Here is a 20305-nt window from a genome sequence, read left to right as displayed (position 1 = left end):
CGCGACTCCCCCACACCTGTTCGGTCCGACACCAGAAAGGTAGGTCCGGCCCGGGGCAATCCATCGGTCACATGCCTGGCTGCCACCTGAACGAGTGAACCGGGGTGACCTCGTCCCGATCTTGGCGTTAACTGCGGCCGATCACCGGGTGTCCGTCGTGCCCCGCCCTCGGCGGGGCCGGCGCTCAGGCCCGCTCGACCAGCTCGCGCACCGCGCGGGCGACGGCGTCGGGGTGCTCCATCATGGCGACGTGCCCGGAGTCCGGGAGCACCAGCAGCCGGGAGTCCGCGAAGGCCGCGCAGGCCCGGCGGGCGGAGCGGTACGAGACGAGCTTGTCGCGCAGCCCGTACACCAGCAGGACGGGGGCCTTCACCCGGGTGGCCTGCCGCCAGAGCGCCTGCTCGCCGCGCTCGGTGTAGGCGCAGACGATCCCGCGCGCCGAGCCGGCCAGCGCCGGCATCGCGTGCGGTACCTCGATGCGCCGCAGGTACTGGGCGACGGCCTCGGCGCGGGCGGCCTCGGAGAGACCGCCGGGGTCGCCGTAGGCGAGCCGGAGCAGGTCGTCGGTGACCTGCTCGGGGCCGCGCCGGCCGGCCGGCAGCCGGCGCAGCAGCGCGGGCAGGCCGGGGACGGCGAGCAGTCCGGTGGACCAGGCGGTGCGCTGCGGGGGCAGTTCGGGCAGCGCGGGCGAGACGAGGGTGAGGCTGCGGACGAGGTCGGGGCGCAGGGCGGCGAGCCGCACCGCGACGGCGCCGCCGAGCGAGTTGCCGAAGAGGTGGACGGGGCCGCGGCCGCCGGCCTCCAGGTAGCCGATGACAGCGCGCACGTGCCCGGACAGGCCCAGGTTGCCGTCGGCGGGCGGGGCGGAGTCGCCGAAGCCGGGGAGGTCGACGGCCTCGCCGTCGAGCCGGCCGGTGAGCCGGGCCATCAGCTCCGTCCAGTTGGCGGCGGAGCCGCCGAGCCCGTGCACGAACAGCGCCGGCGCCCGCCCGCCGCCGGGGGCGAGGTCCCCGGCGGCCCGGTGCACGGCCAGGGTCGCGCCGGGCACCTCGACGGTGCGCAGCGGTGCCAGGGCGGCCGGTTCCGGGAGTATCTGCTGCTCAGCGCTGTTCATGGGGGACGATGGTAGTGAGCCGGTGCCCCTGCGGCCCACGGGCCGTCCGGTGCCCCGGGGTTCCCCATTCCCTCGTGCTCAGCACTGCCGACGGCCGTGGTGGGCGCCGTATTGTGGGCTCCTGACAAGGGGGATCGCCGTATTTCTCGCGCTTGGCAAGCGCGGGCGCGGTTACCCGAAAGTAGAATTCGGTCATCTTGCCGACCCCGTACGACCCGTGAAGTGAGGAGCGCCGTGACGGCCATCCAGGAGGCGCAGGAGCGCCCGCGCGGTGCCCGCCTGCCGCGAAGCGCCCGCCGCGAACAACTGCTCGGTGCCGCCCAGGAGGTGTTCGTCGCGCAGGGTTACCACGCGGCCGCCATGGACGACATCGCCGACCGTGCCGGGGTGAGCAAGCCGGTCCTGTACCAGCACTTCCCCGGGAAGCTGGAGCTCTACCTGGCGCTGCTGGACAAGCACTGCGACGCCCTGGTCGAGTCGACCCGGGAGGCGCTGGAGACGACCACCGACAACAAGCTGCGGGTGGCCGCGACGATGGAGGCGTACTTCAACTACGTCTCCAGCGAGTCGGGCGCGTTCCGGCTGGTCTTCGAGTCGGACCTGACCAACGAGCCGGCCGTGCGCGAGCGGGTCGAGCGGGCCGCCGAGGCCAGTGCGACGCTGGTCAGCAAGGTGATCCAGGAGGACACCGACCTGCCGGAGGCGGAGTCCAAGCTGCTCGCCGCGGGCGTCTGCGGCCTGGCCCAGATCACCGCCCGGTACTGGCTGTCGCAGGGCCTGGACATCCCGCGCGACGAGGCGGTGCGGCTGGTCGCCAGCCTGGCCTGGCGCGGGCTCAAGGGCTTCCCGATGCACCCCAACGGCGAGTCGCCGGAGGGCCCCTCCGCAGGCCGGTGATCCCCGGACCTTCGCCTCGGTGCCGATCCGGTGCTCTATGGTGAAGCCGTACGGCGCGGTCGCCGGGCCCGCTTGTCCCAGGCGGTGCGGTGCCGCGCGTGGATGGCTGCAACCCCGGAGGGACGGAAGCCGTGGAGGTCAAGATCGGCGTGCAGAACGCGCCGCGCGAGATCGTGATCGAGAGCTCGCAGACTGCCGATGAGGTCCAGGACGCGGTCGCGAAGGCGCTGGAGGGCACCGAGAAGCTGTTCTCCCTGAGCGACGAGCACGGCCGTCGCGTGATCGTCCCGGCCGACCGGCTGGCGTACGTGGAGATCGGCGAGTCGGCCGCGCGCAAGGTCGGCTTCGGCACGCTCTGAGCCACGGGCCTCGTTCGGTGCCCCGTTCCCTCGGCCGAGGGGACGGGGCACCGTCGTGTCCGGGGCCGGCGGCCGGGAGCGGCGGGGTCCGGGTGTACGGCCGGGGCGGCCGGGGTACGGCGAGGAGTGCGGCCGGCCGCGTGCCGGGAGCCCGTACCCCGGGGAGGCATCCTTGTTGGTCGAGACGTTCGCCTTCGCCCTCGTCGGCGTGGTCGTCGGCGCCGCCGCGCTGGTGTCCTGGCCCGCGTACTTCCCGGCCGGGCGGGCGCCGACCCTGGGCACGGCCGTGGGTGCGGCGCTGCTCGCCGGGGTGATCGCGCACTTCACCCTGGACGGCCGGTACCCGGCGGCGGGCATCGCGGTCTCGGCGGTCGCCTCGGCCCTGCTCACCTCACTGCTGGCCCGGCCCGACCTGGCCGCCGGGCGGGCGCCCGCGCACCGCCACCGTCCGCACCGGGCCAGGGCGCACCGGGCGGGCGCGCACCGGCGCCACCGGCACGCCTGAGCCGCCCGCGCCGTCCGGGCGCCCCGGACGCCCGGCGCGTCCCGGGCGCGCGGAGCGTCCCGGGGTCAGGAGGCCAGGCCGAGCGCCGCCATCCGGCGGGTGTGCGCCTCGGTGATCCGGTTGAACATCTTGCCGACCTCGACCAGGTCGAAGCCCTGCACCCGCACGCCGCCGACCAGCAGGTTGGACAGCGCGTCGCGCTCGGCGACCACCCGCTGCGCCTGGCTGAGCGCCTCGCCCATCAGCCGCCGGCCCCACAGCGCGAGCCGGCCGCCGGCCCGCGGGTCGGCCTCGATGGCCTGGCGGACCTTGTCGACGGCGAACTGCGCGTGCCCGGTGTCGGACATGACGCCGAGGACCAGCTCGCGGGTGTCGTCGTCCAGCCGGACGGCCACCTCGCGGTAGAAGTCGGTCGCGATGGCGTCGCCGACGTAGGCCTTGACCAGGCCCTCCAGCCAGTCCGAGGGCGCGGTCATCCGGTGGAAGAGCTCCAGCGGCTCGACGAACGGCCGCATCGCCTCCTGCGGGTCGGCGCCGACCTCGGCGAGCCGGTCGTGCAGCCGCTGGTAGTGCTGGAACTCGGCGCAGGCCATCCGGGCCAGCGCCGCCTTGTCGGCCAGGTCGGGGGCCAGCTTGGCGTCCTCGGCGAGCCGCTCGAAGGCGCTCAGCTCGCCGTACGCGAGGGCGCCGAGCAGGTCCAGTACGGCCGCCCGGTAGCCCGGGTCGGCCGCGCAGGTCGCCCAGTCGCCGATCGAGCCGGCCGCCACGTCGTCCTGCGTCTCACCACGGTTCTCCATGACCCGCCACCTTAGTGCCGGTCCGTCGCGGGACACCTCTTCCACCTCTCCGACCTGCGATGTCGTCCGCGTCACGTGTTCGAGTCGTCGGGTGACTGTATGGTGGTACGGAGGCCCGTCGTGCTCGCACGGTGTCACCGCCGTCTCGGTGTGCCGCGCAAGCCCGCTCCGCAGCGGCTCCGTCCACCGAAGGACGCGCCGTACGGAAGCACGGGGACTCAACGTACGCGGATGCCCGGTCGGAGAGCCGATCGGCTCCGACCAGGGCTTGGACTTCAAGCCTTGGCACCGCATCAGTGGCCGAGCGAGGGCCGCCGAGACCGCGCCAGCCGGCGCAGGTCCCGCGCAGGTCCCTCACGGGAATCCTCCCCGACGCCGCCGGCGACGCGCCCCTTGACCGGGCCGCGCGCACCGGCCGGCCGCAGGGACCGGCGCGGTTGTGCGTCCGCGCAGCTGTATTCGAGGCCGTCCAGGCCCGTACGCAGCCGCGCGGCTGCCCGCCCGCCGCTCGCTCTCGGCCCTCCACACGGAAGAGGCAGCACCCTGTCCACCACCGCTGAACCCACGAAGTCCACCTTCCGGGAACTGGGGATCCTCCCGGAGACCGCCGAGGCCCTCGAGTCCGTCGGCATCGTCCACCCCTTCCCGATCCAGGAGATGACCCTGCCGGTCGCGCTGACCGGCCACGACGTCATCGGCCAGGCCAAGACCGGCACCGGCAAGACCCTCGGCTTCGGCCTCCCGCTGATCGAGCGGGTCGTCGTGCGGGCCGACGTCGACGCCGGGCGCGCGCAGGAGGAGGAGCTCTCCGAGTTCCCGCAGGCGCTGATCGTCGTGCCGACCCGCGAGCTGTGCACCCAGGTCACCAACGACCTGCAGACCGCCGGCAAGGTCCGCGACGTGCGCGTGCTGGCCGTCTACGGCGGCCGTGCCTACGAGCCGCAGGTCGAGGCGCTGAAGAAGGGCGTCGACATCGTCGTCGGCACCCCCGGCCGTCTGCTCGACCTGGCCGGCCAGAAGAAGCTGAACCTCGCCAAGGTCCGCGCGCTGGTCCTGGACGAGGCCGACGAGATGCTCGACCTCGGCTTCCTGCCGGACGTCGAGAAGATCATCACCATGCTGCCGGCCAAGCGGCAGACCCTGCTGTTCTCGGCGACCATGCCGGGCCAGGTCATCAGCCTCGCCCGCCGGTACATGAGCCAGCCGACGCACATCCGCGCCACCGCGCCGGACGACACCGGCACCACCGTCGCCAACATCGAGCAGCACATCTTCCGTGCCCACTCGCTGGACAAGGTCGAGATGGTCTCGCGCATCCTGCAGGCCGACGGCCGCGGGCTGGCGATGATCTTCTGCCGGACCAAGCGGACCGCCGCCGACGTCGCCGACCAGCTGACCCAGCGCGGCTTCGCGGCCGGCGCCGTGCACGGCGACCTCGGCCAGGGCGCCCGCGAGCAGGCGCTGCGCGCGTTCCGCAACGGCAAGGTCGACGTGCTGGTCTGCACCGACGTCGCGGCCCGCGGCATCGACGTCGAGGGCGTCACGCACGTGATCAACTACCAGTGCCCCGAGGACGAGAAGACCTACCTGCACCGGATCGGCCGCACCGGCCGGGCCGGCGCCTCGGGCACCGCCGTCACCCTGGTCGACTGGGACGACATCCCGCGCTGGCAGCTGATCAACAAGGCGCTGGACCTGCCGTTCAACGAGCCGGAGGAGACCTACTCCACCTCGCCGCACCTGTACGAGCTGCTGAAGATCGCGCCGGGGACCAAGGGCATCCTGCCGCGCTCGGAGCGGACCCGCGCCGGGCTCGGCGCGGAGGAGGTCGAGGACCTCGGCGAGACCGGCGGGCGCGGCTCGCGCTCCGGCGCTCGCGGACGCGGCGCGCGGGGCGGCTCCGGCCGGCCCGCGGCCGCCGTGGGGGCCGCGGCCGAGGAGAAGCCGGCCCGCAAGCCCCGTGAGCGCCGGCGCACCCGCCGGGGCAGCGCGGTCGACGAGGCCGTGACGGTCGTCGACGGAGCGGCGGACGCGCCCGTCGCGCCGCAGGCTCCGGCCGCCACCGCCGTCGAGGGCGCCGAGGGCGAGGGTGCGGCGCCGCGCCGCCGCCGTCGCCGCTCGCGCGCGGCGGGCGAGGGCGAGGGCGTGGCCGTCGAGGCCGTGGCCACCGCCGTCGCGGAGGCCGCCGTCGTCGAGCCGGCTGCCGCCGAGGCCCCGGCCGCCGAGAAGCCGAAGCGCACCCGGACCCGCTCGCGGGCGAAGGCCGAGGCTCCCGCCGAGGCCGCGACCGCCGCTCCCGCCGAGGCCGCCGACGCCCCGGCCGAGGCCCCGGCCCCGCGCCGCCGCACCCGGACCCGCCGCCCGGCGGCCGCCCCCGAGGCGACCCCGGAGAGCTGACCCGCGTTCCCCGACAGGGGCGGCCCGGACTCCCGGGCCGCCCCTTCGGCGTTCCCGGACGGAACCGGCGCTCCCGACACGCCCTACGCTCGTGGTTACCCGCCAGTTCGCCCCGGTCGCCGGAGGTTCCATGAGCACGCCGCCGTTCCTCACCCTTCCGCCCTGCGCGCGTGCGCTGCGGGTGGTGACGGCGCGCGGGGAGTTCGCCGCGCTGCGGGCCGAGCCCGCCGGGCCCGTGCGCGGCTCGGCGCTGCTGGTGCCCGGGTTCACCGGCAGCAAGGAGGACTTCATCGCGCTGCTGGAGCCGCTCGCCGCGGCCGGCTACCGGGTGACCGCCGTCGACCAGCGCGGGCAGTACGAGACCGGCGGACCGGACGACCCGGCCGCCTACGCGGTGGCCGCGCTGGGCGCCGACGTACGGGCGCTCACCGCCGCGCTGCGGGCCGAGGGCTCCCCCGGGCCGCTGCACCTGCTGGGCCACTCCTTCGGCGGCCAGGTGGTCCGTGAGGCCGTCCTGGCGGAGGCGACCGCCGGCACGGCCCTGCCGTGGGCGTCGCTGACGCTGATGTCCACCGGACCCGGGGCGATCGACCCCGCCGAGGCGGAGCGCACCCGGCTGCTGATCGGCGTCCTGCCCACGATGGGCCTGGAGGAGATCTGGCAGGTGATGCAGCAGATGGAGGAGGGCAGCGGCGACCGCGCCCGCCGCCCCTCCCCCGAGGTGGCCGGCTTCCTGCACCGGCGGTGGCTGGCGAACGTGCCGCAGGCGCTGATCACCACCGGCGGCCACCTGGTCGCCGCGCCGGACCGGGTGGACGAGCTGGCCGCCGTGGTCGCCGCCGGCCTGCCCGCCCTGGTGGTCTCCGGGGTGCGGGACTACGCGTGGCCGGTGCCGGAGCAGACCGCGATGGCACGGCGGCTGGGCGCCCGCCGGGTGGTGGTGGCGGACGCCGGACACTCCCCGAACGCCGATCGGCCGGCCGCCACCGCCGAGGCCCTGCTGGCCCTCTGGGGCTGATCCCGGCGCCCTCGGGGGCAGCGACCGGGGCCCTGCCTGGACGGTCCACGGAGGCCCCTGGTACAAGGGGGGCGACAAAATTCGTTAGTTGCGGTAATATTTGATTCGGTCCTGGAAACATCGTCGACAGTGCCGTCGGCGTTCCGCCGACGCGATCCATCCGAAACCAGGACTTCACGGACGGGCAACGACCCGGTAGCAGCGCCACCGCAGTGTGGTTCACGAGGGACCACGCGCCTCTGGCGAGCAGGGGGGAGCCCGCTTTGCCGCGACAGCGAACGGTCGACGACTCGACCCGACCGACCCCGACAGGGCTGATTCCGATTCAGCCACGACCGCCCCGCCCGGCGGGGCCAGGAAAGGACAGGCCCATGCGCTTCGAGATCCTCCGACTGGACGACGCCCACGGCACCGCCACCGACCGCCTCATCGCCGACGCCGAGACCGTCCGCGAGCTCGTCCAGGCCGCCGCCCGCACCGGCGAACGCCTGCTCATCCGTCCGTGCCCGACCGTCTGACCGGGCGCGGCCCCCGGGAGCCCGAGCACTCCCCCGCCGCCGACGAACCCGGCCCGTCCGATCCGGACGTCCCGATACCCGACTGACGCCCCGTCATCGCAGCAGCGACAACGGGGCGTCAGCGCGTCCGGGCGCGCACCCGGGCGCACGCCGCCGACGTTTGCCGTCGCCTCCCGCTGGACATTTCCCAACGGGAGCCGCCCGTACCGCGCCCACCCCGCGCCGCGCGGGCACCCGCCACCGACAGGTGCCGCCGAGCCGCCCTCCGTACGGGTGATCGTCCTTGACGCGGCGGTCCGGAGGGAGGAGCGTTGTCGGCTATGAGGGGCGAGCCAAGCTGCCCGAGGTGCGCCGGTCGGGTCCGCGCCCCCGGTCTGTTCTCAGACACGTGGCAGTGCGACCGGCACGGCGCCGTGCACCCGATGCAACCGGTGCTGCCCCCGAGCGTGGAGGCGCTCGGCGTCGCCGTCGCCCGCTCGCAGGTCCCCGTCTGGCTGCCCTGGCCGCTTCCGGTCGGCTGGCTGTACACCGGGATCGCGCACGTCGGTGACGACGTCTCCGGGGCCCGGGCCACCGCCGTCGCCTGCTCCGGGCCGGCCCCGCTGGGCGGTTTCGGTGAACTGGTGCTGATCGCCGAGGAACTGGGCGTGGGGCTCGGTGCCCGCTACGCGGGACTGCCCGGCCCGGACCCGGGCGACTCGGTGACCCTCTACAAGCCCGCCGACGCCAAGCTGATGGCGGCCGGCCGGCCGACGCCGATGTTCCACGTGCCGGACGCCCCGGCGGACCGCGCGGTGTTCGCCGGCGAGGCGCGCGGCCTGTGGCTCTGGGCGGTGGCCTGGCCGGAGCAGTCGGCCCTGGTGATGTACGACGAGCTGGTGCTCACCGACCTGCGGGAGGCCGGCGCCGAGCTGGACCTGCTGCCCTGCGGGGCCCTCTCGCCCCGGCTGCTCGGCTGAGCCGTCCCCCGCCGCGGTCCGCACTATCCTGGGCCTCACCCCGCCGGCAGGCCGTGCCGGCGCCAGCGCCGCCGGCGCCGACCCCAGGGAGCACCACCCGTGCGCATCGACCTCCACGCCCACAGCAACGCCTCCGACGGCACGGACAGCCCGGCCGAACTGGTCGCGGCGGCCGTCGGGGCCGGGCTGGACGTGGTGGCGCTGACCGACCACGACACCGTGGCGGGCCACACCGAGGCGGCCGACGCGGTGCACGCGCTGCCGGCCGGCACCCGGCTGACGCTCGTCCCCGGCGCGGAGCTGTCCTGCGTGGTGGACGGCATCTCGATGCACCTGCTCGCCTACCTCTTCGACCCGGCCGAGCCCGCCTTCGCCGCCGAGCGCGAACTGGTGCGCACCGACCGGTTCCGGCGCGGGCGGGCGATCGTCGAGCGCTGCCGCGAGCTGGGCGCGGACATCAGCTGGGAGCAGGTGCGACGGATCGCCGGGACGGGCTCGGTGGGCCGCCCGCACATCGCCAGCGCGCTGATGGAGGCGGGCGTGGTGGCCACCGTGTCGGACGCGTTCACGGCGGACTGGCTGGCCAACGGCGGGCGGGCGGACGTCCGCAAGCACGAGACCGACCCGGTGACGGCGGTCCGGCTGGTCCGGGAGGCCGGCGGGGTACCGGTGTTCGCCCACCCCGGGGCGGTCAAGCGCGGACGGACCGTCTCCGACCGGGTCATCGCCGACCTCGCGGCGGCCGGACTGGCCGCGCTGGAGGTCGACCACGTCGACCACGACGAGCCCACCCGGGAGCATCTGCGGGGCCTGGCCGCCGAGTTGGGACTGCTGACCACCGGCTCCAGCGACTACCACGGTGCCCGCAAGACCGTGCGGCTCGGCGAGCACACCACCGACCCGGCGGTCTACGAGGCGCTGGTGGACCAGGCGACCGGCGCCAAGCCGATCGGCGGCTGAACGCGCGCCCGGATACCGGCCGGTGACGCCGGGTCAGTCCAGCCGGACGCCCCGGCGCTCCGGGTCGCGCAGGTCGGTGCCGTGCTGGAGCCAGCGCTCCCGCAGCGCCGCCGCCCCGTGCACCCGCTTCCAGCCCGCCTCGTTGGGCGTCATCGGCAGCAGCGGCAGGAAGCGCACCGGGTCGGCCGGATCGTCCAGTTCCACGTCCTCCACCAGCCCGCCGGGCTCGGCCGCCAGGACGGAGGTGAACGGCGCGCCGTCCCAGAGCGGGGCGCCGAGGTCCAGCGAGCCGCCGGGAGCCACCACCAGGCCCTCCACCTGGGGCGCCGCGGCGAAGGTGGCCAGCGCGCGGAGCACGCCGTCGCGCCCGCCGCGGACCGTCAGGACCAGTTCGGCGCGCGGGCCGCGAACCTGGTCGACGACCGCCGCGGTGGGGTCGGCCATCGGCGCGGCGGACATCCCGAGGGTCGCGTAGCGGACCAGGCCCTCGGCGTCGGGGCCGAAGCGCAGCACCTCGACGCGGTCGGCGCCGAGGAAGGTGACGGCGGCGCGGCCGCTCGGCTCGCCGAAGACGGTGAGCAGCCGGGCCTCGACGGCGGTCAGCACCGCCGCGCGGGAGGGGCCGTGCGGGCTGCCGCCGGAGGGGTCGCCGAAGAGCGGGAAGTCGTGGGCCATGCCGGTGAGCGTAACCCGCGGGCCGCGGGCCGTTGGCACGGCCTTTACGTGAACGCGGGCGCGGCGAAGGCGGTTCGGATGTTAGTGTGAGCGACTGGCTACCGGCGGACCTCCTCCCCCGGGGCAGCGGCGCGAAGGAGGTGGTTGCGGTGGATACCAGCCGACCATGCAGTACCGGCAGCTCTACCCGGCCCGATCGCCTTCCCCGTACCCCTCGGCGCGCGGGCTGAAACAGCGGGCCTGAGAGACCTCGGCGGTTGCCGGGTCTCCCCCCAGCACCGCGGACCCAGCCTCCCCGTGCGGTCGCACGGCGGATCTCCGGTCCGGCCGGGAGAGCACCCCACCGACGTCCGGCCGTTCCGTTTCCGCGTGCCCCGGCAAGGCACCCGGGGACGGCCGCAGGCGCCGGAGTCCATCGGTGTTCCTCCGCCGTCGCACCGCGGCCGCCCGTCATCGCGCCGTCGTGCAGCGGTTCCTGCCCAAGGGAGCCTGCCATGTCGATGATCAACAGCCTGCGCGCAGCCGTCCGCACCAACCGCCGCCGTTCCGCGGCGCTGTTCGACACCATCCACCCGGGCGAGAGCCCGTCGGCGGTGGTGGACTGCGCGGTCTACCAGCACGGCAAGCGCCACGGCGAGACCTGCAGCCCGCGCGAGGCGGCCCGGCTGGTCAAGGCGTCGAAGCAACTGCCGGACGGTGAGGGATCGTTCAGCTGGATCGGGCTGCACGAGCCGACCGAGGCGGAGTTCGAGGGCATCGCCCAGCGGTTCGGGCTGCACCCGCTGGCGGTCGAGGACGCGGTGCACGCCCACCAGCGGCCGAAGGTCGAGCGGTACGACGACGTGCTGTTCGCCGTCTTCCGGACGATCCGGTACGTCGACCACGACCAGCTCACCCCGACCAGCGAGGTGGTGGAGACCGGCGAGCTGATGGTGTTCGCCGGGCGGGACTTCGTGATCACCGTGCGGCACGGCGGGCACAGTTCGCTGAAGGAGCTGCGGCACCGGCTGGAGGCCGACGCGGACGGCTCCGGGCTGCTCGCCAAGGGCCCGGCGGCGGTGCTGCACGCGATCGCCGACCACGTGGTGGACAACTACCTGCTGGTCGCGGACCAGTTGCAGACCGACGTGGACGAGATCGAGTTCGAGGTGTTCTCCAACCGCGGCGGCCGGGGCGCCGACGTCGGTCGGGTGTACCAGCTCAAGCGCGAGGTACTGGAGTTCAAGCGCGCGGTGGCGCCGCTGCTGCGGCCGATGCAGCAGCTGTCGGAGCCGCTGCAGCGGCTGGTCGACCCGGAGATCCAGAAGTACTTCCGGGACGTCGCCGACCACCTGGCCCGGGTCACCGAGCAGGTGCACGGCTTCGACGAGCTGCTGAACTCGCTGCTGCAGGCCAACCTGGCGCAGGTGTCGGTGGCGCAGAACGAGGACATGCGCAAGATCACCGCGTGGGCGGCGATCTTCGCCGTGCCCACCATGATCACCGGCGTGTACGGGATGAACTTCGACTACATGCCGGAGCTGCACCACAAGTACGGCTACCCGATGGTGCTCGGCAGCGTGGTGCTGATCTGCGTCGGCATGTACCGGGGCTTCCGCCGCAACGGCTGGCTGTAGGGCCGGCCCCCGGATCCGGCTACCGCCGGTCGGCGCGGGCGACCAGGACCAGGCCGGCCAGGATCAGCACCACCGCCGGGTAGGCGGCGGCCGGGGGCCACTGGCCGAGCCAGAGCGCGGCGATCAGCGCGGCGCCCGGCGTCTCCAGCAGGATCGCGGTCGAGGTGACCGAGGGGCCGAGGGTGCGCACCACCCGGTTGCTGAGCGAGTGGCCGAGCAACTGGGCGGTGACCATCAGCAGCACGATCTGCCACCAGACCCCGGCGGACCAGCCGGACAGCGGCGTCCCGGCGGCCAGGCAGACCGCCAGCAGCACGACCGCCGTGGTGGCGTAGCAGACCAGCGTGTACGCGGTGGTGCTGACGGTGCGGCGGACCTCGGCGCCGAGCAGCATGTAGCCGGCCGCGGCGAGGCCCGCGCCGAGGGCGAGCGCGTCGCCGGCCAGGGCGCGCGGCGAGAGCGAGAGGTCGACGCCGGTGAGCACCAGGACGCCGACGAAGGCCACCCCCGTGCCGAGCCACACCATCCGGGGCGCCCGCACCCCGAGCAGCCGCATCAGCACGATGGTCCACAGCGGGGTGGTGGTGACCAGGGCGGTCGCCGAGGCCACCGAGGTCATCCGCAGGCTGGGCATCCAGAGCGCGAAGTGGACGGCGAGCAGGACGCCGGCCGCCACGGCGAGCAGCAGCGCGCGGCGGGAGACCGCGCGCAGCTCGGCGCGGTGGCGCAGCAGCGCGTAGGGGCCGAGCACGCCGACCGACATGAGGTTGCGCCAGAAGGCGATGGCCAGGGCGGGCGCGGCGGTGGCGCTGATCAGCGGCGCGGAGAGCGAGATGCCGGCGACGGAGACGGCGAGCAGCAGCAGGTCCGTCCTGGGGAGCGGGCGTACGGGACCGGCCGGGCCGCCGGTGCGCGCTCGGGCGGCGGATGCGGCGGATGCGGGGGCTGCGGAGGCTGCGGTCTCGGGCCGGGCGGCGGGCACGGCGCTCCTCGGGGCGGCAGGGCCGGGTGGCCGGGGCGGGCGGGGGCGGCTCCTACGGTAAGGCCCGTGCGCCGTCCACGGAACTGTCGCCCGAACCGTGGACACCGCCCGGACGGCGCAGGCCGTACGCTGTGCGCCATGGACCGTACGCCTGCCGCAGCCGCGACCGCCGACGACTTCCTCGACCGGGCCCTGCTGGAGGAGGCCGCGAAGAAGTCCGGCCTGCTCTGGGTCCGGGCGGACGGCCAGAAGCACGCGCGGGCGCTGTGGCACGCCTGGCACGACGGCGCGGTGGTGGTGGTCGGCGACGGCGCCGAGCAGCCGCTGCACGGACTGGCCGGCGGGGCGGGCGCGACGGTGACCGTCCGCAGCAAGGACAAGGGCGGCCGGCTGACCGGCTGGCCGGCCCGGGTGGTCGAGCTGACGCCGGGTGGCGAGGCCTGGCTGGGCGCCGTCGAGGAGCTCAAGGGCAAGCGGCTGAACGCGCCCGACACCGACACCATCACCGACCGCTGGGCCCGCGAGTGCCGGGTGCTGCGGCTGGAGCCGGCCGGCGCGGCGGGCGCCGAACTCGCCGAGCGGCCCGGCGCGATGCCGCAGGACTCGCACGTCGCGGTCCCGATGCCCACCCCGGCCACCACCCGCCGCCCGATCCCGGCGGGCCTGCCGAAGCTGCTGCTCAAGCGCCGCAAGGGCTGACCGGCCGCCACGCCCCTTCCCCCTCTCCCCCGGTGCCCGATTCGCCCGGCTTTCGCCGAGCCCGGGCGGTGATGCCCGAGTAGCCTTGGCCGCGGGGCGTGCCCGCGCGCCCGACCAGGCGTCGAGCGAGGCGAGGGAGTCCAGGAGTCCATGGCAGGACCAGGCCCCCGGGTCTTCATCTCGCACCTGTCCGGCATCGCCGTCTTCGACCCGAACGGCGACCAGGTCGGCCGGGTCCGGGACGTCGTGGTCGCCCTGCGGGTCGGCGGCCGCCCGCCCCGGGTACTCGGCCTGGTGGCGGAGGTGGTCGGCCGGCGCCGGATCTTCCTGCCGATGACCAGGGTGACCAGCCTGGAGTCCGGCCAGGTGATCACCACCGGGGTGATCAACATGCGCCGCTTCGAGCAGCGCCCCGCCGAGACGCTGGTCCTCGCCGAACTGCTGGACCGCACCGTCACCTGGACCAAGACCGGCCAGGACGTCACCGTGCTGGACGTCGCGATGACCCAGACCCGGCTGCGGGAGTGGGAGATCGGCAAGGTCTTCGTGCAGGTCGGCCGGGTCGGCCGGCTGCGCAAGGCGCGCGGCGAGACGCTCACCCTGGACTGGCAGGACGTCACCGGCTTCACCCTGCCGGAGGAGAACCAGGGCGCCGCCAACCTGCTCGCCACCTTCGACCAGCTGCGCGCCGCCGACCTCGCCAACGTCCTGCACCACCTGTCCGCCAAGCGCCGCGCCGAGGTGGCCGCCGCGCTCGACGACGAACGGCTCGCCGACGTCCTGGAGGAGCTGCCCGAGGACGACCAGGTCGAGATCATCGGCAAGCTGAAGGACGAACGGGCCGCCGACGTCCTGGAGGCGATGGACCCGGACGACGCCGCCGACCTGCTCTCCGAGCTGCCCGGCGACGAGGCCGAGCGGCTGCTCCAGCTGATGGAGCCGGACGAGGCCGAGCCGGTGCGCCGGCTGCTGACCTACGAGGAGAACACCGCCGGCGGTCTGATGACCACCGAGCCGATCGTGCTGGAGCCGGACGCCACGGTGGCCGAGGCGCTGGCCCGGGTGCGGGTCTCCGACCACAAGCCGGCGCTGGCCGCGCAGGTCTTCGTCTGCCGCCCGCCGAACGAGACCCCGACCGGCAAGTACCTGGGCACCGTGCACTTCCAGCGGCTGCTGCGCGAGCCCCCGTACACCCTGGTCGGCTCGCTGGTCGACGACGACCTCGACCCGCTGCCGCCGGACACCCCGCTCTCGCTGATCACCAGCTACCTGGCGACGTACAACATGGTCGCCGCGCCGGTCGTCGACGACGCGGACCACCTGGTCGGCGCGGTCACCGTGGACGACGTGCTCGACCACCTGCTGCCGGAGGACTGGCGGGAGGCCTCGCTGCACGGCGACCCCGCCGACGAGAGAGAGGTGACCGGTGGACGCTGACCGCAAGGGCCGGCGGGACGAGTCCCCCCGCCAGCGGCTCCAGGGCGAGCTGCGGGAACTGCGCCAGCTGCGCGAGCTGCGCGCCCGCGAGGGCGGCGCCCGGGACCGCCGCACCGAGCCCACCACCATCGGCTCCACCCCCCGCACCCGGCTCGACCAGCCGCGCACCGGCCGCCCCGGGCTGATCACCCTGCCGTCCTACGACCCGGAGGCCTTCGGCAAGCTCTCCGAGCGGATCGCCCGCTTCCTGGGCACCGGCCGGTTCATCGTCTGGATGACGGTGGCGATCATCCTCTGGGTCGCCTGGAACACCCTGCTGCCGGACGCCGCCCGGTTCGACGACTACCCCTTCATCTTCCTGACCCTGATGCTCTCCCTGCAGGCCTCCTACGCGGCGCCGCTGATCCTGCTGGCGCAGAACCGGCAGGACAACCGGGACCGGGTCAACATGGAGCAGGACCGGGCCCGCAGCGACCGCAACATCGCCGACACGGAGTACCTGACGCGCGAGGTCGCGGCGCTGCGCCAGGGCCTCGGCGAGGTCGCCACGCGGGACTTCGTGCGCTCCGAACTGCAGTCGCTGCTCAAGGAGATCGACGAGCGCCGGGAGGCCCCCGAGATGCTGTGACCCGCGGCACGCTACCGACCGGTTATGCACCCCGCGCGGCGCCGTACCATCAAGGCATGGCCAACGAGACAGAGGTCGCGGCCGGCGCCACGGAGGAGTCCGTGCGCCAGGCGCTGGCGACCGTCAACGACCCGGAGATCAACCGTCCGATCACCGAGATCGGCATGGTGAAATCGGTCGAGATCGGCGAGGGCGGTGCCGTGCGGGTCGCGGTCTACCTGACCGTCTCGGGCTGCCCGATGCGCGACACCATCGTCACCCGGGTCCGCGAGGCCGTCGGCCGCGTCCCCGGCGTGAGCGGCGTCGAGGTCGAACTCGACGTGATGAGCGACGAGCAGCGCAAGGAGCTCTCCCAGCTGCTGCGCGGCGGCGCCCCCGAGCGGGAGATCCCGTTCGCCAAGCCCGGCACGCTGACCCGCGTCTACGCGGTCGCCTCCGGCAAGGGCGGCGTCGGCAAGTCCTCGGTGACCGTCAACCTGGCGGCGGCGATGGCCGCGGACGGCCTCAAGGTCGCCGTGGTGGACGCCGACATCTACGGCCACAGCGTGCCCCGCATGCTGGGCGTCGAGGGCCGGCCCACCCAGGTCCAGGACATGATCATGCCTCCGCAGGCGAACGGCGTGAAGGTCATCTCGATCGGCATGTTCACCCCGGGCAACGCCCCGGTGGTCTGGCGCGGCCCGATGCTGCACCGCGCGCTGCAGCAGTTCCTGGCCGACGTGTACTGGGGCGACCTGGACGTCCTGCTGCTGGACCTGCCGCCCGGCACCGGCGACATCGCCATCTCGGTGGCCCAGCTGGTCCCCAACGCGGAGATCCTCATCGTCACCACCCCGCAGATGGCCGCCGCCGAGGTCGCCGAGCGGGCCGGCACCATCGCGGTGCAGACCCACCAGAAGATCGTCGGCGTGATCGAGAACATGTCCGGCATGCCGTGCCCGCACTGCGACGAGATGATCGACGTCTTCGGCACCGGCGGCGGCCAGACCGTCGCGGACGCGCTCACCCGCACCGTCGGCGCCACCGTTCCGGTGCTCGGCTCCATCCCGATCGACGTCCGCCTGCGCGAGGGCGGCGACGACGGCCGCCCGGTCGTCCTGGCCGCCCCCGACTCCCCCGCCGGCGCCGCCCTGCGCGCCGTCGCCGGCAAGCTCGGCGGCCGCCAGCGCGGCCTGTCCGGCCTCTCCCTCGGCCTCACCCCGAAGAACAAGTTCTGACCCCGCGCGAGAAGACGCCCGCAGGGGCCCGCCGGAGAGGATCCGGCGGGCCCCTGCGGGCGTCCACGGGGTCAGCGGCGGGTGTAGGCGGCCAGGTCGGGGACGGAGGCGAAGCCGGCGCCGTAGGCGCTGACGCCGCGGCCGTAGGCGCCGAGCAGGACGCCGGGGGCCTCGCCCGCGAGCACCCAGCCGTACTCGGACTCGCGGTAGCGGAACGGCTGCGGCAGCCCGTTCACCGGGAGGCTGAGGGTGGACCAGCCGGGGCCCTCCAGGTCGTCGGCGAGGTCCCAGGCGAGGGTGGACTGCTGGTCCAGCCAGTCCTGGCGCCGCGCGCGGTCCAGCTGGCCCGGCCAGGTGGCGGCGAGCAGGCCGGAGCCCGCCAGCCAGGCGGCGGAGGAGGCGGACGTCGCCTCCAGGGTGCCGGTGTTGTCGGCGCTGCGGCGGCTCTCCCGCCGGGCGACGGTGACCACGACGGCGAACTTCCGCACGTCGCGCGGCTCGTACTGGCGGGCCGGCTCCTCGCCGTGGCCGAGGCTGCCGTAGTCCACGGTGCCGTGGGTGCCGGCCCGCGGGCCGCCGAAGCCGCTCGGCAGCAGGAAGCGGCGGCCGCTCCAGCCCTCGTCCAGGCCGTACCAGGGGAAGTCCGCGGACAGGTACGGCACCAGCGGGTCCGCCGGGCCGGCCTGTCCGCCGACCACGGGTCCGCCGGCCGTGGCCGTCCCCGCCGCCTGACTCCTCGCGTCCATCCCCGGGCCTCCTCAACGACGTGTGCCTGCCGTGGCGCGCTCCCATCGTGGCGTACCGCGGCGCTCCTGCCGACCGCCTTCGGTCCGGAGGGGACCGGAAAGTGACAGACGGCACAGCGGGAACAATCAGCACAATAGCGGCGCACGCACCAGCGCCCCGCTCAGCCGTGCGGCTCGCGGGGCGGTGGTGTCACGGAATCACACCGCGGTCACGCCGTGATCACGTCGCGTCGGGGTCGAACGGAGGACGCTCCCCGGGGGCGAGCGGGGCGCCCGCCGAGGCGGCCGCGGGGGCCGGGGCGGCGGACTTGTCGAAGGAGACGCTGCCCGCGCGGCCGGTGCCGTTCACCGCGGCGGCGGGCTTGTCGTCCAGGACCGAGCGGATGTCGAGGGTGTCCCGCATCTCCTTGAGGCCCAGCGGGTCCTCGTCGCCGCCCATCAGCTGCTTGCGCACGAAGGTCTTCGGGTTGAGGTCCTCGAACTCGAAGTCCTGGAAATCCGGACCCAGCTCGCTGCGGATGTCCTCCTTCGCGGTGTCCGCGAAGGAACGGACCTTCCGGATGAAGCCCATGGTGTCCTGGATCAGCTTCGGCAGCTTGTCCGGACCGAAGATCACGATGGCCATGATGACCAGGGTCAGGATCTCCAGTGTGCCCACGTCGCTGAACACCAAAGCTCCCTAAGCTCGCGATCGGATCGGACAAACGCTCCTCACAGCGTAATGGCCGTCGGCCGATCCATGACCCCCGGTGTGATGAAGCCGTGGTGAAGACCCGCCGATGATCAGGGTCGGACGGGACCGGTGGGGCCGGTGGGGCCTATCTGTTCTCGTGGTGCAGACCGGCGACACCGGAGCTCGGCGAGCGCTCCGGCAGGTCGTGCGACGGCGTCGCGCCGCGGGTGACCGCCACCGGGCGCACCGGCAGGTCCACCGCCGGCACCTGGGCGTTCATCGGGAGCATCCCGCCCCGCCCGCCGCCACCGGGCGGGCTGACCGTGGTGCCGTGCTGGTCGTCGCCCGGGCCGGCGATGGTGCCGACGCCGCCGAGCGTGACCGCGGCGACCGAGAAGGCGCCGGCCGCGGCGAAGACGAAGCGCCGCCCGCGCGGCGGGGCCGGCCGGACCACCGGGGCGGCCGCGGCCGCCGCCAGCGGCTGGACCGGGACGTCCGGGCGCAGCGAGCGCCGACCGATCAGCGGGCGCAGCACCGAGCCGCGGCCGAAGGCGCGGGGGTCGACGCCGGGCACCGGCGCGTCGGCGCCGAGCGCGCCCGCGCCGAAGGAGGCCCCGGCGCCGCGGCCGAACGATCCGCCGTCCAGCCGGCTGCCGCCGAGCGTGCCGGCGGCAGCGGCACCGCCGCCGGGCAGGTCGTCGTCGTCCCGGTGCGGGTGGTCGGCACGCGGCTGCCGCTCGTCCTCCGGGAGCGCGCCGACGGCCATCAGCCGGGCCATCAGCGCGGAGGACGGGCCGGGGGTGCCGGTGCGGGTCAGCAGGTGCTTGACGGCGCGGCCCTCGTCGGCCTCGGCGAGGCACTGGGGACAGGTCGCCAGGTGGGCCTGGACGCGCTCGCGCGAGTCGTGGCCGAGTTCGCCGTCGAGGAAGGCGGACAGCCGCTCCCCGAGGTGGTGCTCCTCGGCGACGGGCTCCACGGCCCGCACGGCGACGGCGCGCAGCGCCGGCTCGGCCGGGGGCGCCGGGGGCGCCGCGTCGGGTGCTCCGGGGCCGTCCTGGCCCCGGCGGCCCAGCGCGGGCCAGCCGCCGCGGCGGGCGGCGGTGCGGCCGGGTGTCTGCGGGTGGCCCGCCCCCGATCGGCCGGTTCCGCTCACGATCGCCTCCGTCCGCGCCCGCCCGGTGCGACCGCCGCGCCGACCGGCACCGGCTGCTCCTCGGCCCCGCCGCCGCGGCGCTCACGGCCGGGGGCCGAGCCGGGGGCACGGTGCTTGAGCGCGGCGCGCAGGTGCGAGCGGCCGCGGTGGATGCGGCTGCGGACGGTGCCGAGCTTGACGCCGAGCGTGGCCGCGATCTCCTCGTAGGAGAGGCCCTCGATGTCGCACAGGACGACGGCGGCACGGAACTCGGGCGCCAGGGTGTCCAGGGCGTGCTGGACGTCGGCGTCGAAGTGGGTGTCGCTGAAGTGCTGGGCCGGGCTGGGCTCGCGGGAGGCCAGGCGCTCGGCCGCGTCCTCGCCGAGCGCGTCGAAGCGGATGCGCTGGCGGCGGCGGACCATGTCCAGGAACAGGTTGGTGGTGATCCGGTGCAGCCAGCCCTCGAACGTGCCGGGGGTGTAGGTGGACAGCGACCGGAACACCCGGACGAAGACCTCCTGGGTGAGGTCCTCGGCGTCGTGCTGGTTGCCCGTCAGGCGGTAGGCGAGGCGGTAGACGCGGGCACTGTGGGCCTCGACGATCTCCTCCCAGGTGGGCGGAGTCCAGGTCTGCGCGTCGGGGCCCTCGGCGAAGGTCGCGAGGGCGGGGGCCTCGGCGGTACCGGCGGCCGGCGCCTCGTGCGCGGGGGCCGGCTGGTCCAGGGTGGAGTGCGCAGGCTGGTTCATCACGGGCTTCGGCGTACGGGTCGACGCGGTGCCGCGGGAGTGCCGCCGCACGGGGACGTCGCCCTCGGCCACACCTCCTCGGTCGGCTCTTCTGCCCAGCAGGGCCACCACCATATCCACCTCGCCCGTCAAGCCCGGATAAGAAGCGTCCGGGACCGGCCGGCCCGGATGACGGGCCCGGAGGGTGTCCGGGACGTCCCGTTCCCCCGGTCCCTGCTCCACCAACGGCC

General features: G+C 74.9%; 21 protein-coding genes. 13 read left to right on the top strand and 8 right to left on the bottom strand.

Annotated elements, in window-relative coordinates; translation table 11 throughout:
• Window positions 1-184: 184 nt before the first annotated feature.
• On the bottom strand, window positions 185-1114 hold the full coding sequence (locus ABT093_RS12770) for an alpha/beta fold hydrolase (RefSeq protein ID WP_350563407.1): 930 nt from the start codon (window positions 1112-1114) through the stop codon (window positions 185-187).
• A gap of 234 nt (window positions 1115-1348) precedes the next feature.
• Between ABT093_RS12770 and ABT093_RS12765 the strand changes: the two genes are divergently transcribed.
• The 3 genes from ABT093_RS12765 to ABT093_RS12755 all read left to right on the top strand — a co-directional run bounded on the left by ABT093_RS12765 (window position 1349) and on the right by ABT093_RS12755 (window position 2875).
• Complete coding sequence (locus ABT093_RS12765; protein ID WP_350563405.1) at window positions 1349-2011, top strand: TetR/AcrR family transcriptional regulator; 663 nt, start codon at window positions 1349-1351, stop codon at window positions 2009-2011.
• A 131-nt stretch (window positions 2012-2142) separates the two neighbouring features.
• Window positions 2143-2370, top strand: coding sequence for a DUF3107 domain-containing protein (locus ABT093_RS12760; RefSeq protein WP_350563403.1), 228 nt, complete (start codon window positions 2143-2145; stop codon window positions 2368-2370).
• A 172-nt stretch (window positions 2371-2542) separates the two neighbouring features.
• Window positions 2543-2875: a hypothetical protein gene (locus ABT093_RS12755; protein ID WP_350563401.1), complete on the top strand. Its 333-nt coding sequence runs from the start codon at window positions 2543-2545 to the stop codon at window positions 2873-2875.
• A gap of 65 nt (window positions 2876-2940) precedes the next feature.
• Here ABT093_RS12755 and ABT093_RS12750 read toward each other — a convergent pair whose 3' ends face one another.
• Entirely contained in the window at window positions 2941-3672 is a 732-nt protein-coding gene (locus ABT093_RS12750; protein ID WP_350563399.1) for a ferritin-like fold-containing protein, read from the bottom strand.
• Window positions 3673-4329: 657 nt separating this feature from the next.
• On the opposite strand from ABT093_RS12750, the gene ABT093_RS12745 reads away from it, so the two are divergent.
• The 5 genes from ABT093_RS12745 (at window position 4330) to ABT093_RS12725 (ending at window position 9524) form a co-directional block, all read left to right on the top strand.
• A complete protein-coding gene (locus ABT093_RS12745; protein WP_350563397.1) occupies window positions 4330-6069 on the top strand; it encodes a DEAD/DEAH box helicase in 1740 nt (579 codons plus the stop codon).
• Between the two features lie 130 nt (window positions 6070-6199).
• The gene (locus ABT093_RS12740) at window positions 6200-7087 is read left to right on the top strand and encodes an alpha/beta fold hydrolase (RefSeq protein WP_350563395.1); all 888 of its coding nucleotides are present in this window, start codon (window positions 6200-6202) and stop codon (window positions 7085-7087) included.
• A gap of 371 nt (window positions 7088-7458) precedes the next feature.
• The gene (locus tag ABT093_RS12735; protein WP_350563393.1) at window positions 7459-7605 is read left to right on the top strand and encodes a DUF8834 family protein; all 147 of its coding nucleotides are present in this window, start codon (window positions 7459-7461) and stop codon (window positions 7603-7605) included.
• Between the two features lie 320 nt (window positions 7606-7925).
• Window positions 7926-8564 carry a DUF6758 family protein gene (locus tag ABT093_RS12730; RefSeq protein WP_350563391.1) on the top strand — a complete coding sequence of 213 codons (639 nt, stop codon included), beginning with the start codon at window positions 7926-7928 and terminating at the stop codon, window positions 8562-8564.
• A gap of 99 nt (window positions 8565-8663) precedes the next feature.
• The gene (locus ABT093_RS12725; protein WP_350563389.1) at window positions 8664-9524 is read left to right on the top strand and encodes a PHP domain-containing protein; all 861 of its coding nucleotides are present in this window, start codon (window positions 8664-8666) and stop codon (window positions 9522-9524) included.
• Window positions 9525-9557: 33 nt separating this feature from the next.
• Here ABT093_RS12725 and ABT093_RS12720 read toward each other — a convergent pair whose 3' ends face one another.
• Window positions 9558-10199, bottom strand: coding sequence for a suppressor of fused domain protein (locus ABT093_RS12720; RefSeq protein WP_350563387.1), 642 nt, complete (start codon window positions 10197-10199; stop codon window positions 9558-9560).
• 494 nt (window positions 10200-10693) lie between these two features.
• On the opposite strand from ABT093_RS12720, the gene corA reads away from it, so the two are divergent.
• Window positions 10694-11815, top strand: coding sequence for a magnesium/cobalt transporter CorA (gene corA / locus ABT093_RS12715; RefSeq protein WP_350563384.1), 1122 nt, complete (start codon window positions 10694-10696; stop codon window positions 11813-11815).
• Between the two features lie 19 nt (window positions 11816-11834).
• Here the strand turns inward: corA and ABT093_RS12710 are convergent, their stop codons facing one another.
• Window positions 11835-12797, bottom strand: a complete 963-nt coding sequence (locus tag ABT093_RS12710; RefSeq protein WP_502884205.1) for a DMT family transporter — start codon at window positions 12795-12797, stop codon at window positions 11835-11837.
• A 138-nt stretch (window positions 12798-12935) separates the two neighbouring features.
• Between ABT093_RS12710 and ABT093_RS12705 the strand changes: the two genes are divergently transcribed.
• The 4 genes from ABT093_RS12705 to ABT093_RS12690 all read left to right on the top strand — a co-directional run bounded on the left by ABT093_RS12705 (window position 12936) and on the right by ABT093_RS12690 (window position 16778).
• Window positions 12936-13496: a pyridoxamine 5'-phosphate oxidase family protein gene (locus ABT093_RS12705; RefSeq protein ID WP_350563382.1), complete on the top strand. Its 561-nt coding sequence runs from the start codon at window positions 12936-12938 to the stop codon at window positions 13494-13496.
• A gap of 150 nt (window positions 13497-13646) precedes the next feature.
• The gene (locus ABT093_RS12700; RefSeq protein ID WP_350563380.1) at window positions 13647-14933 is read left to right on the top strand and encodes a magnesium transporter MgtE N-terminal domain-containing protein; all 1287 of its coding nucleotides are present in this window, start codon (window positions 13647-13649) and stop codon (window positions 14931-14933) included.
• Between the two features lie 76 nt (window positions 14934-15009).
• Window positions 15010-15561 carry a DUF1003 domain-containing protein gene (locus tag ABT093_RS12695; protein WP_502884212.1) on the top strand — a complete coding sequence of 184 codons (552 nt, stop codon included), beginning with the start codon at window positions 15010-15012 and terminating at the stop codon, window positions 15559-15561.
• 56 nt (window positions 15562-15617) lie between these two features.
• Complete coding sequence (locus ABT093_RS12690) at window positions 15618-16778, top strand: Mrp/NBP35 family ATP-binding protein (RefSeq protein ID WP_350563378.1); 1161 nt, start codon at window positions 15618-15620, stop codon at window positions 16776-16778.
• A 71-nt stretch (window positions 16779-16849) separates the two neighbouring features.
• On the opposite strand, the gene ABT093_RS12685 is transcribed toward ABT093_RS12690, so the two are convergent.
• The 4 genes from ABT093_RS12685 to sigE all read right to left on the bottom strand — a co-directional run bounded on the left by ABT093_RS12685 (window position 16850) and on the right by sigE (window position 20075).
• Entirely contained in the window at window positions 16850-17524 is a 675-nt protein-coding gene (locus tag ABT093_RS12685) for a hypothetical protein (protein WP_350563376.1), read from the bottom strand.
• Between the two features lie 220 nt (window positions 17525-17744).
• Window positions 17745-18194 (bottom strand): sec-independent translocase, encoded by a 450-nt coding sequence (locus tag ABT093_RS12680; RefSeq protein ID WP_350563374.1) that lies wholly within the window; start codon window positions 18192-18194, stop codon window positions 17745-17747.
• 148 nt (window positions 18195-18342) lie between these two features.
• Complete coding sequence (locus ABT093_RS12675) at window positions 18343-19350, bottom strand: zf-HC2 domain-containing protein (RefSeq protein WP_350563372.1); 1008 nt, start codon at window positions 19348-19350, stop codon at window positions 18343-18345.
• Entirely contained in the window at window positions 19347-20075 is a 729-nt protein-coding gene (gene sigE / locus ABT093_RS12670; protein ID WP_502884211.1) for an RNA polymerase sigma factor SigE, read from the bottom strand. The genes ABT093_RS12675 and sigE overlap by 4 nt, the downstream gene beginning before the upstream one ends.
• Window positions 20076-20305: the final 230 nt, after the last annotated feature.

This window comes from Kitasatospora sp. NPDC002551 (assembly GCF_040296005.1).
In the GTDB taxonomy this organism is placed as follows: domain Bacteria; phylum Actinomycetota; class Actinomycetes; order Streptomycetales; family Streptomycetaceae; genus Kitasatospora.
The sequence above is the reverse complement of the archived record's forward strand: the minus strand, read 5'-3'. Positions and strand labels throughout refer to the sequence as shown.

What these genes read in the sequence shown, in the direction of transcription:
- ABT093_RS12770 (WP_350563407.1), bottom strand. Translation starts at nt 1,114, where the DNA reads ATGAACAGCGCTGAGCAGCAGATACTCCCGGAACCGGCCGCCCTGGCA.
- ABT093_RS12750 (WP_350563399.1), bottom strand. Translation starts at nt 3,672, where the DNA reads ATGGAGAACCGTGGTGAGACGCAGGACGACGTGGCGGCCGGCTCGATC.
- ABT093_RS12745 (WP_350563397.1), top strand. Translation starts at nt 4,330, where the DNA reads ATGACCCTGCCGGTCGCGCTGACCGGCCACGACGTCATCGGCCAGGCC.
- ABT093_RS12740 (WP_350563395.1), top strand. Translation starts at nt 6,200, where the DNA reads ATGAGCACGCCGCCGTTCCTCACCCTTCCGCCCTGCGCGCGTGCGCTG.
- ABT093_RS12735 (WP_350563393.1), top strand. Translation starts at nt 7,459, where the DNA reads ATGCGCTTCGAGATCCTCCGACTGGACGACGCCCACGGCACCGCCACC.
- ABT093_RS12730 (WP_350563391.1), top strand. Translation starts at nt 7,926, where the DNA reads ATGAGGGGCGAGCCAAGCTGCCCGAGGTGCGCCGGTCGGGTCCGCGCC.
- ABT093_RS12720 (WP_350563387.1), bottom strand. Translation starts at nt 10,199, where the DNA reads ATGGCCCACGACTTCCCGCTCTTCGGCGACCCCTCCGGCGGCAGCCCG.
- corA (WP_350563384.1), top strand. Translation starts at nt 10,694, where the DNA reads ATGTCGATGATCAACAGCCTGCGCGCAGCCGTCCGCACCAACCGCCGC.
- ABT093_RS12705 (WP_350563382.1), top strand. Translation starts at nt 12,936, where the DNA reads ATGGACCGTACGCCTGCCGCAGCCGCGACCGCCGACGACTTCCTCGAC.
- ABT093_RS12700 (WP_350563380.1), top strand. Translation starts at nt 13,647, where the DNA reads ATGGCAGGACCAGGCCCCCGGGTCTTCATCTCGCACCTGTCCGGCATC.
- ABT093_RS12690 (WP_350563378.1), top strand. Translation starts at nt 15,618, where the DNA reads ATGGCCAACGAGACAGAGGTCGCGGCCGGCGCCACGGAGGAGTCCGTG.
- ABT093_RS12685 (WP_350563376.1), bottom strand. Translation starts at nt 17,524, where the DNA reads ATGGACGCGAGGAGTCAGGCGGCGGGGACGGCCACGGCCGGCGGACCC.
- sigE (WP_502884211.1), bottom strand. Translation starts at nt 20,075, where the DNA reads ATGAACCAGCCTGCGCACTCCACCCTGGACCAGCCGGCCCCCGCGCAC.